1 protein-coding gene is annotated in these 1,831 nt (G+C 70.6%); it reads right to left on the reverse strand.

Going from position 1 to position 1,831, the window contains the following annotated elements; genetic code table 11:
* Window positions 1–1,595: HNH endonuclease signature motif containing protein (locus CUT39_RS18610; protein ID WP_157930828.1), on the reverse strand; the 1,595-nt coding region annotated here is incomplete at its 3' end.
* Between the last annotated feature and the right edge of the window lie 236 nt (window positions 1,596–1,831).

Raw genomic sequence — 1,831 nt, forward strand, 5'->3', positions numbered from 1 at the left:
TCTGTGCTCACCCCCGCCGCGGTCGCCCGCGGCGGGCGGCCTAAAAAGGGAATGAAATCGTCGGCTGAATGGAGTTCGCCTGTGATCGCGGGCGGATCGGTGGCCGGTGGAGAGTCCGTCTCGGGTGCGGTTCCGGTGATCGACTCGACCTCGGCCAGGTCGATGAACCGGGCTCCCGGCGGCGGGACCAGGTCGGGCGAGTCGGCCTCGGTGCTGGCTGCGGCGGCGTCGCGGAGGTCTGCGGCCAGTCCCGGCCCCCACTCGGCCGGGAACAGGCCGGTGGGGAAGACATCGTCCACATCCCCTCTGAACTCGGCCTCGAGGTCTTCGGCGCTGCGGTGGTCGGCGCACCCGCAGTCGCCGGGGTCCGGGTCGGTGGGTTCGTGGTGGTCGTGGTGGACGATCAGCGCCTGCCCCGGGCCGGTCTTGGTCACACTCCATCCAGGAGTGTGGACCCGGCCGTGATGGAAGCGGCACAACAGGATGAGGTTGTCGGCGGTGGTGGGCCCGCCCCGCCACCATTCGACGAGGTGGTGCGCCTCGCACCAGGAGACCGGCCGCCCGCAACCGACCCAAGCGCAACCCGCCTGCTGCTCGAGCTCCAGTTTCCTGCGGAGGCTCGTGCCCGGCAGGCGCCGGTAGGCCCCGACCTCCACCGCCTCACCGGTGGTGTAGTCGAACACGATGGGGACGACCCCGGCCTCGCACGCGAGCAGGCGCGCCTTGGCGACCGAGACCGGTCGGCCCTCCATCAGCGGCACCCGCCCGGTGTCCTCGCCCCGGAGGGTGGCGAGGTCGACCGTCAGATTCAGCGTCGCGGTGTGGCCGTGCCGGGTCGGCGCGGCCGGACCGGCCCCGTAGGCGGCGATCATCTGGTGGAGGGCCTCGGCCCGGCGGTTGGCCGCCGGAGGGAGCACCCCGTCCTCGTCGGTCTCGTCGGCCCGGGGCGGGGGCACGGCCGTCTCCAGCAGCTTCGCGAACAGCCGCCCGGTCTGGCCGTCGAGCAGGCCCTCCAGCGACCACATGCCATTGGGCAGCTCCACCAGATCGACCCGCTGCAGCGACTGCTCGGAGAGCCCGTCCAGCAGCTCTTCGCCCGCATCGAGGGCGGCCTCGATCCGGTCGAGGTAGCCGATCAGCTCAGCCCGGGTGGCATGAGCGCAGTACTCGGCAATCAAGTGCTCAGGGGTGGAGCAGGTGACGTCGCCACCCCACGGGGAGGGGACCGCCTCGCCGTAGGGCACCCGGGCGTAGACGCGCAGGGCCTTCGTGCGCTCCAGGCGGCGGACGGCGACCGCGACCAGATCGATCCGGGCCCGCTCGGCGGCCGCCGCCTCGGCCAGCACCGCGAACTTCCGGGCGCACTTGGCGACCACGGCGATGTCGGCGGCCACCTTAAAGTGGAATCCGAACCCGGTCCGCAGCCACTCCAACGGCGAGGCGAACCCGTCCAGGTCGCGGTGGACCTTCCAGTCCAGCGCCTCGATCACCCGCCCCAAGACCTGGGCATGGACCGAGTTCATCAGCGCCGCCGCGTCGTCGAGGTCGGTGCGGAGGGCTTCGGCCCTGGTACTGCGGGTCCCGGTCGCCGCCATCGCACACCCCCTCATCGAGATTCGAACAAGCAGACCGATTCAGATCGCCTGTGCTACTACTCAATGTTACGGAACGATGACGGATATGGCATCACCCGTACGAGTGAGAGAGTCTTCATGTTCGGCACCGGACAACTTGGGGCCCAACCGGATACGAGGATCATTCACACTCGACGCCGACCCTCCCGCCACGGCCCCACCGCAACCGCCGACCACCCGGCCACGAACACCCACCC

The organism is Glycomyces xiaoerkulensis (assembly GCF_002798405.1).
Taxonomy (GTDB): Bacteria; Actinomycetota; Actinomycetes; order Mycobacteriales; family Micromonosporaceae; genus Glycomyces; species Glycomyces xiaoerkulensis.